Annotated in this window: 7 protein-coding genes; all 7 read left to right on the top strand. The window is 40.4% G+C overall.

What is annotated here, in order from left to right; genetic code table 11:
• The first annotated feature begins 772 nt into the window (after positions 1–772).
• The 7 genes from AAEY57_RS17965 to AAEY57_RS17995 all read left to right on the top strand — a co-directional run bounded on the left by AAEY57_RS17965 (position 773) and on the right by AAEY57_RS17995 (position 9,059).
• Positions 773–1,948 carry an exo-beta-N-acetylmuramidase NamZ family protein gene (locus AAEY57_RS17965; protein ID WP_350608429.1) on the top strand — a complete coding sequence of 392 codons (1,176 nt, stop codon included), beginning with the start codon at positions 773–775 and terminating at the stop codon, positions 1,946–1,948.
• Between the two features lie 4 nt (positions 1,949–1,952).
• Positions 1,953–3,617 carry a penicillin binding protein PBP4B gene (gene pbp4b, locus AAEY57_RS17970; RefSeq protein ID WP_502935500.1) on the top strand — a complete coding sequence of 555 codons (1,665 nt, stop codon included), beginning with the start codon at positions 1,953–1,955 and terminating at the stop codon, positions 3,615–3,617.
• 107 nt (positions 3,618–3,724) lie between these two features.
• Complete coding sequence (locus AAEY57_RS17975; RefSeq protein ID WP_350608431.1) at positions 3,725–5,101, top strand: Na+/H+ antiporter NhaC family protein; 1,377 nt, start codon at positions 3,725–3,727, stop codon at positions 5,099–5,101.
• A 567-nt stretch (positions 5,102–5,668) separates the two neighbouring features.
• Entirely contained in the window at positions 5,669–6,244 is a 576-nt protein-coding gene (locus AAEY57_RS17980; RefSeq protein WP_350608432.1) for a hypothetical protein, read from the top strand.
• Positions 6,241–6,834, top strand: a complete 594-nt coding sequence (locus tag AAEY57_RS17985) for a hypothetical protein (RefSeq protein WP_350608433.1) — start codon at positions 6,241–6,243, stop codon at positions 6,832–6,834. The genes AAEY57_RS17980 and AAEY57_RS17985 overlap by 4 nt, the downstream gene beginning before the upstream one ends.
• Positions 6,835–7,335: 501 nt before the next feature.
• Entirely contained in the window at positions 7,336–7,836 is a 501-nt protein-coding gene (locus AAEY57_RS17990) for a TrkA C-terminal domain-containing protein (protein WP_350608435.1), read from the top strand.
• A 221-nt stretch (positions 7,837–8,057) separates the two neighbouring features.
• Complete coding sequence (locus AAEY57_RS17995; protein WP_350608434.1) at positions 8,058–9,059, top strand: SIR2 family protein; 1,002 nt, start codon at positions 8,058–8,060, stop codon at positions 9,057–9,059.
• Positions 9,060–9,131: the final 72 nt, after the last annotated feature.

A 9,131-nucleotide genomic window follows, 5' to 3' on the forward strand; every position in this document is an offset into this window, starting at 1 on the left:
GTGCCAATCAACACCTGATATCGATAGTCTATTACCGTGGAATTTTAAAGGCTAGGCGGTGATCACCGGACGGATACCTTACGTTAAAAGCGTCGCTTTTTATTTATAATGTTTTAATCACTTCTCTAAAAGCGCAGCGCCTCTTAATCTCTTTGTGAATAACGCCCTTACAAACTTAAATGCACAAAAAGAAATGAATGAGGGGTAAATGAGACGTTCAAAATCACCATGAGCATTTAAACGCCAGCAAGCTATATTTTAGAGATAATATTATCGTCTATTTTCAATGTGGACGTAGAGCTTACTTACGTTAGAAACACAGCTTCTGATTTATAAAGTTTTAATCACTTCTCTAAAAGCGCAGCGCCTCTTAATCTCTTTGTGAATAACGCCCTTAAAAACCTAAATGCACAAAGAGAAGTGAAAGAGGAGTAAATGAGACGTTCAAAATCACCATGAGTATTTAAACACCAGCAAGCTACATTCTACAAATAATATCACCGCAATTTTTCAATGTGGACGTAGAGCTTACTCACGTTAGAAACACAGTTTCTCATTGCTAAAACCTAAAACCTGCGCGAGGTAAACTCCCGCCTACAATATAAAAATTGCGCTTGCAAAAGGCTCGGTGTTTTATTTTTATTACCTGACCGCTGACCGCTGACCGCTGACCGCTGACCGCTGACCGCTGACCGCTAATTCTTAAAACCTAAGCTGCTCTTTAAACTTAGCTGTGTTATTTTAAATGCCTTGTTTAAAAGGACCTTGCTGTATGTTTAAAACCGTGTTTTTTACCTTCTTTTTTATACTAAGTGCACTTTTTACCGTTGCTACACATGCAAATGAGACTAAACATGCAATCGCCGTAGGTGCAGAGCAATTTGCTATGTATGCACCCCAATTAAAAAACAAACGTGTAGGGCTGGTGGTTAACCAAACCTCTCTTGTGGGGCAAACGCATTTAGTTGATAGCTTGTTGGCTAAAAACATCAACATCACTAAAATTTTTGCACCTGAGCATGGCTTTCGAGGCGATCACGATGCCGGTGCTCATGTACAAAACGCCGTTGATAGCAAAACCGATATTGCGCTTATTTCTATTTACGGTAAACACAAAAAGCCAACCCCCGAGTCATTGCAAAATGTAGATGTAATTATTTTTGATATTCAAGACGTGGGCGTACGTTTTTATACCTACATAAGCTCTATGCATTACATGATGGAGGCAGCTGCAGAGCAAGGTGTTGAATTTATAGTACTCGATAGGCCAAACCCAAATATTAGCCACATTGACGGCCCATTATTAGAACCAGAATTTAAATCATTTGTGGGTATGCACCCAATCCCTGTACTGCATGGTATGACGGTAGGCGAGCTTGCTAAAATGATCAAAGGTGAGGGGTGGATCAATCAGGCTCGTGATTTAAAGCTAAGCGTGATCCCTGTTGCAGGCTACAGCCGCACAACGCCATACAGTTTGCCGGTAAAGCCAAGCCCTAATTTACCCAACGATCAATCAATTGCGCTTTATCCATCACTTTGCTTTTTTGAAGCCACTCCTATTAGCATTGGTAGAGGAACTGACTTTGCCTTTCAGGTTATTGGTTATTCACCAGTAGCACTTGGGGACTTTAGCTTTACCCCTCGCTCAATAAAAGGCGCAGCGCTTAATCCTAAATTTAAAGACCAGCTAGTGAAAGGGATTGATTTACGCCATAGTAATATCACAGGCTTAAACTTAAATTATTTAATTAATGCTTACCAGCAGCTTACACAGGCTAAGCAGGTGTTTTTTGAACGTGCCGATTTTATGGATAAGCTCGCAGGTACCGATAAATTAAGGCTCGCCATAGAAGCAGGGCACTCAGCTGAGGAAATTAAACAAAGTTGGCAAGCGGGGCTTGAGCAATTTAAACAGCAAAGAGCGCCTTATTTGCTCTACCAATAAAGGAATGGGTGTGTATTTAAATTTTTCCGTGTTAGCAAAGCGTACTTTTTTTAACGCGCTGACAATTGCGCTTTGCTTTATTATTACCGGTTGCAGTGGCGCAAGCAGTGCAATTAAATCTCAGCGCCCGTTTATTCCTAATCAAATACAAAGCCTCGCTCATGCTCAGGTGATTGCCACCTTTCCTGAGTCCAACCCCAGCAGCAGAGAATATGTAAATAATCGTGGCACCTTTAAAGCGTATAAAGGGCGCGGAAAATTATTACTACAAAATGAAAGTGCCTTAAGTGCCGATATTTATATTAATAATAAAAAGTTAGCTCTTGATACCCTGCAAAAAAATACTGAGTATGCCTTTAATTTAGGGCAGTACACTCACAACGGAGTTAACACTTTTAAGGTTGATAACATTCAACCTGCTGACGGCAGTTTAACTCTGCGATTTGCCTTTGCTACTCTAAATAGCTCAGTGGCTAAAACCATTGATTTTAGTGCGGTAGATAAGCTAATAGAAAAAGATGTAAGTGCGGGCTTTCCTGGTGCGGTATTAGCGGTAATTAAAGCGGGTAAGATATTAAAATTAACCGCTTATGGTGATGCCAAGCAATATCAGCAAAATGATTTAATGTTGTTACGCCCAGAGCCCATGCAAACAAATACACTCTTTGATTTAGCCTCAAACACAAAAATATTTGCTACTAACTTTGCGTTAATGAAGTTGGTCAGCGAGGGGCAGTTAAACATAAATCATACGGTGCATTCATACCTAAAAGAGTATCAGGGTAATGGCCGAGAGCACCGCCAAGTAAAAGACTTACTAACTCATAGTGCCGGTTATCCGCCAGTGTTTGATTTTCATCGAAAAGACACCGCTTACGGCGATGCGTTTTTTTCACAAGCCAGCGACACCACTAAACAATTACTACTTACCAGCGTGCCACTAGCCAGCGAGCCAAGCGCTCAGCATGTTTACTCTGATATTGATTACATGATTTTAGGAGTTTTAATTGAGCGTATTAGCGGCCAACCGCTCGACGAATACCTAGAGCAGCATATTTACGCGCCTTTAAAACTCAATAACACCTTATATAACCCGCTTAAAAAAGGCTTTAATCGTCAGCAGTTTGCCGCCACGGAGCTAAGTGGAAATACCCGCGATGGGCGTATTCATTTTGATAATATTCGCACCAATGTGCTACAGGGGCAAGTGCATGACGAGCGTGCTTTTTACTCACTTGATGGTGTTGCAGGCCATGCGGGATTATTTAGTAACGCCCCCGATTTAGCTGTGCTGTGCCAAGTGCTGCTTAACAAAGGTGGTTATGGCGATACGCAAATTTTTAATGCCAGTAGCTTGGCGCAGTTTTTAACCCCACAAAGTACCGATGAAACCTACGGCTTAGGTTTTCGTCTTGCAGGAAATAATCAAGCGCGGCGCTGGCACTTTGGCCCGTATGCCAGCCCACAAGCTTATGGACACACAGGCTGGACTGGCACAGTAACTGTGATTGATCCCGCTTACGATTTAGCCATCATCTTACTTACCAATGCACGCCATTCACCAATTAAAGGTAGTGAAAAACGTTATCAGTTTGTAGGTAAAAACTATGAAACAGCTCAATACGGTTCTATTGTTTCATTAATATATGAGGCGCTGTTAAATCAGTAAACTCAGTGAGTGACTTAATGGTGTAAATCTATTAAGTTAACTGCTTACTATTAACTAACCAAGGCTGTTAAAGCCGCGTTTATTATAAAAATTAAAAAGGTTTGTTTATGCATTGGTATTCTATTTTACCGCCACTGATTGCCATTGCTATCGTGTTTTGGCGTAAAGAAGTGATTATGGCGCTTTTGGTGGCAGTGGCTTCATCAGAGTTCTTACTGGCCATTCAGGGCGAAGGAAATAGCGTATTTAATACATTTTTAAATACCATAGAGCGCATTATTTCGGTAGCAAGTTCCCCTGGTAATACCCGTATACTCATATTTAGTATTTTAATAGGCGCCTTACTTGCCTATATTCGCGAGTCTGGCGGTGTTGCTGCTACCGTTAATTTACTGATGAACAAAGGTGTTGCTAAAAGTAAGCGCCAAGTGGGATTTTTAACTATGTTTACCGGCGTAGCGGTATTTATAGAGTCAAACCTGAGTGTGCTTACCTCGGGTATTTTATCTCGCGGCCTGTTCGACAAATTTAAAATGAGCCGCGCGCGCTTAGCCTACATAATCGATAGCACCAGCGCCCCTGTGTGTATTTTAATATTACTAAACGGCTGGGGTGCATTTGTACTGGGCTTGCTAGGTAATTACGAATTAGGTGAGTCGGCCGTATCGGTGCTGTGGGGCAGTGTAGGCTATAACTTTTACGCCATAATCACCTTGGTTATTGTTTTTTATACCATTGCCTTTGATAAAGTACATGGCCCAATGAAAGTGGCTGAACAAAAACTAGAGCTACAAACAACCGAGCTAAAAGAAGAAGTAAAAGGCTCTAAAGCACGCTTTATGCTAGTGCCACTGTTAACGCTAATTGTTAGTATGGTTGGCTTTATGTTTTATACCGGTAACGGCGTACTTGCCGAGGGCAGCGGTTCAAAATCAGTATTGTACGCCACGGTTTTAGCTATTGTTGTAGCCTATTTTTTAATGATTGGCTCGCGCCAATTTACCCATCACCAACTTGTTGATACCGGCTTTAAAGGCATGGGCGAATTAATGCCGTTAGTGGCCATAGTACTGTTGTCGCTTACACTGGGTGCAAGCTTAAAAGAGCTAGGTACAGGCGTGTTTGTCGCATCTTTGGTTGGCGATTACTTACCTATATATTTAATAGTGCCAGTGCTATTTTTAACTGGCGCGGTTATGTCGTTTACTACAGGCACCTCGTGGGGCACATTTGCCATACTCATCCCCATTGGTGTACCGCTTATTCAAGCGCTTGGTTTACCGCCATCGCTGGTGGTAGGCGCTATTTTAGGTGGCGGGATATTTGGCGATCATTGTTCCCCTATATCCGACACCAGCGCAGTATCAGCCATCGCCTCAGGTTGTGATTTACTCACCCACGTTAAAACCCAATTACCTTATGCGTTAGTGGGCGGCGGCCTAACGTTTATGGCGTACTTAGTAACGAGCTTAATTGTTTTGTAGGTTGGGTAGAGCGTAGCGAAACCCAACAAAGTGAGTGAGTTTAAAGCCTGCAAATATGCAGGCTTTTTTGTCGCGCTGGCGACTGCAGCCAAAGAGGGGCTGCTGCTGACCCCTCTCTGGACTCTCCCAGCGCCAACCGAGCATCACGCTTAATCCTTCAAACCGTAATTGATGTGAACGTAAACGGCGAAGATAGGCCAACTTACACATCCTTGTACGCTCCCCAGTTCGGCCATCCATGGCCTCTCGTTCAAAGCTACGCTTTTCACCCATGGCCTAGTTCCGCCTTAACGCGCATTGGCTACATGGACGTAGGTACTTAGGATTTGTCGGGAACAAAATCCTGCCATGCGCGTCATTACTCATCAATTACTTATTTTCAGGGCGTGATGACGGGGAAAGGGTGTTAAACGTAAGATTTGTGTTTGGTCTGGGAAGATGCAAAATCTGCTTCCAACTATATTCTCGCCATACTTGCAAACAATAGATGCGCGGTTGACATGATGTATTGATAAGGGTACTTTTCTAGCGAATATAAATGGATATTTTAATACAAGGAATTAAGTTATGCTCGGATCAAACCTGTCTATTACTCCTCAAGAAAGAGCTCTATTTTTAGCTGAAAATTTGGAAGGCTTCTGGCTTAGTCGATTACGTAAAAAAGACCCAGTTGCTCGAATTGGTTATGCTTTATGGGTTTCAGATGTTGAAAATTTGAAAAGAGAGATCCGTCAAGGCTCTGCAGCTTTTTGGAATAATAAAGGTTTTGGTTATTGGGAGTTTATGGCGCGTTCGACAGTTGTAAATTTAGCTGTTGGATTAGAGCGAGGTGGATTCAGAGGTTCTTTTGTTGAAATGAGGCAGATGATTAAAAAGGTGGGCTTAGAGGTTGCTAAGCAGCACATAAAATATGTGCAGCATGATTATCAGGCTGGTAACATTGGTCAAATAAGAGGGCTGCTTAGCTTAAAGCAAATGGCAGATTATCATCATGATGCATTTAAGAAGTTTAATATTCCACCTAGTTTTTATGGTGGTACTTGGTTAGATAGTGTTCCAAATGATGCAGAGTTCCAGCTGTATGGTAATCTGTATTGCCATGATTGTGATAATGCTAATAATTACCAGAGACCAACCCAATGATTAAGTTTTTAGCCGTATTTTTTCTTACCTTTTTTCTCGGCGGGTGTAATGGGGGGAAATTTATCTGGCAGGGCTATTGTCTGCCAAATGAACAATTAACACCCGCAACATTATCTAGTGAAACTTCAAACGTAGATAAAAATTTTGATAGTGCAACTGATTATGGGCCCACGCTATTTTTTTCTGGGGAGGTAGTTGCTAAAGAAGTAGAAACATTTAAAGCATTCAGCCCTGACCCATTATTTGGTAAGTACCAACATAATATTCAAGTTAATTTGTCTCATAATGAAATAACATTAAATCCAGCTAGCATAGACGATTTAAGAGCAAGTGAACTAGACGGAATATATTTTGAAGACCTTAGTGATTACAATTGGAATGCATATAAAAAAGTAGGTGAAACATATGAGTTCTGGGGTAGCTGTATGCTCGATGGTAGTGGGAAAAATAAGAAAGGCTATAGTTGTTTAAGGCAGCTTAAAGTTAATGGCATAATCTTAAGTTTTGATTTGGACTCTGTGAATGCGCATACTTATAAGCAAGTAGATGAGTTTCTTGTTGAGAAGCTTAACAATTGGCGATGTGATTGACGTTGCGCGATACTTTAATGGTTGTTTAAGTTTGCTTGCAGAAAAATTAATATTGGTAGAGTAATTTTTGGTAAATATTCAGCTTCACTTTGCACACTTTACCCCACCTCCAACTTGTCTGAGCGCTATGAGCAGGCCTTGGCTGGTGGTTTTTTGCTAACTATTGACTGGATAAATCCACGACCTACATTAAAACCTTATTCAAGATTTTGTCGCGCTGGCGGCTGCAGCCAAAGAGGGGCTGCCGCTGACCCCTCTCTGGACTCTCCCAGCGCCACCCGAGCATCACGCTTAATCCTTCAAAACATAATTGATGTGAACGTAAACGGCGAAGATAGGCCATCCATGGCCTAGTTTCGCCTCATCGCGCATCCATGCGCGATATTACTCATCAATTACTTATTTTCAGGGCGTGATGACGGGGGAAGGGTGTTAAACGTGAGATTAGCTTTTGATCTTAGCAAGATGTAAGGCCTAACCCTTCACATTTTTGATATAGAAATTGTAGAGTACACATTAAGTGATGTTTCTCGGGTTTCTGGGCGCAGTTTGTCACATGCGGCACTTCCTGAGAGCGTGGTTGTTGCTATGATCACACGGGGCCCGTCAATCATACCGCCACGAGGCTCAACTAAGTTAAAAGCAAACGACCACTTATTTGTTGTTTTAAAACCAGATAACAGACCTTTTGTTGATTTAGTTTTTACAGCAACCGATAAAACAAACCATCAAGATAGCCACTTAGCCCACAACGAACTTAAAGTGAAAGGGGTAACGTTGGTAGGCGATATATTTTACTCTTATCACATGCAAATAGACGCCCCAGAAGAGATAAGCTTGGAAGAAGTGATCAATCAAAAGCTTTCAGGAGAAGTCAGTAAAGGCGATATTGTTGTTATTGGCAATGTGCAAATACGCGTTATAACAATGGTACATAAACGCATAGTTACCATTGGCTTAAAGTACTTAAATAATCCAGAAAAGCGACTTTTAAAGCAGTAATTATTAACAGTAATTTATTAGGTGGTGTCAGTATATTTATAGTGTACTTGATAATGAGCATAATTTTGTATAAATCGCGATAGCTTAAATAGTCAAAATCCAGCTTGTTTTCAGGCTTGAGACTATTCTATTAGGTTTAACAAAACTTATTGAAAGTATTAACTATAAATGTAATTCTAAGATGAAAAATTATTTAGTTATTCAATGTAAGGGATTATTTAGTGGATCAAAATATTAAAAATGCAATGCTTAACGGTCGGTTGGTTTTACTACTGGGGGCAGGTGCTTCTAAAGGTTGCAAGAATAAACGGAATGAGGATATCCCTTTGGGTGGTGAGCTTGCGGAGTTACTTGCTCGTGAAATGGGAGAGGAGTATTGTGGTGAAGCATTGTCAGAAGTATACTCTGCGGCAAAGGGAATATTGGGAGAGCAAGTAAATAATTTTTTAGATAGTAAATTTAAGTTTTGTACTCCATCGAAAGAATATATAGAGCTGCAGAAATATCCTTTTTTTAGAATTTACTCTTTAAATATAGATGATGCATTTGAGGCTGCAGCAGGTCGCTATCTTAATAAGCCTTTTGAAACTAGACACCGAAATGACAACATTATCGAGCCCGACCAATTTTTCAAACGCCTTGATTACATTAAGCTAAATGGTGATATCAGATCACCAAAGAATGGTTTTATATTTTCAGCTCAAGAGTATGGTAGTGGCTCCGCGACAGAGCCAGCATGGTATAGTGAGTTAGCTAGAGACTTTCATCGGTATACATTTATATTTATTGGCACAGCTTTAAAAGAACCTTTATTTTATCATCAAATTGAGAAGTTTAAAGCGAAAACAGGTAGTACAAGTTTACAGAGTTATATTCTAATTCCTAGTTTAACATCTATCGAAAAAAGAAGCTTAGAGGCTTTTAATATTAAACACTTACCAGGTAAACTTACGGATTTTACTAATTGGTTAAGTGAAGAGTTTGAAACCCCTCCAACTGATATGGATGTAGTAAAAAATATTAGGCCGGAATTAAATATAGAAATAAATCACGATAAGAAACATATTAATTTATTTTCAGGTGTCACACCAGTAGCAAGAGCCTCTCTTGCTTTATTAAAAAAAGAAGTCACACATTCAAAAATAAGAAATTTTTATAAAGGCTTTAAACCAGATTGGTTTGATATTATAGATGAAGTACCTGCACTATTAGATAATACGTAACCGTCGGCTAAACCACACCTAAACATTTATTTTATATTCGCTAAGCTCATTTCTTTTTAATCACAGGAGTGA

The sequence above is a fragment of the Pseudoalteromonas sp. MER144-MNA-CIBAN-0113 genome (assembly GCF_040308965.1).
Lineage (GTDB): Bacteria > Pseudomonadota > Gammaproteobacteria > Enterobacterales > Alteromonadaceae > Pseudoalteromonas > Pseudoalteromonas tetraodonis.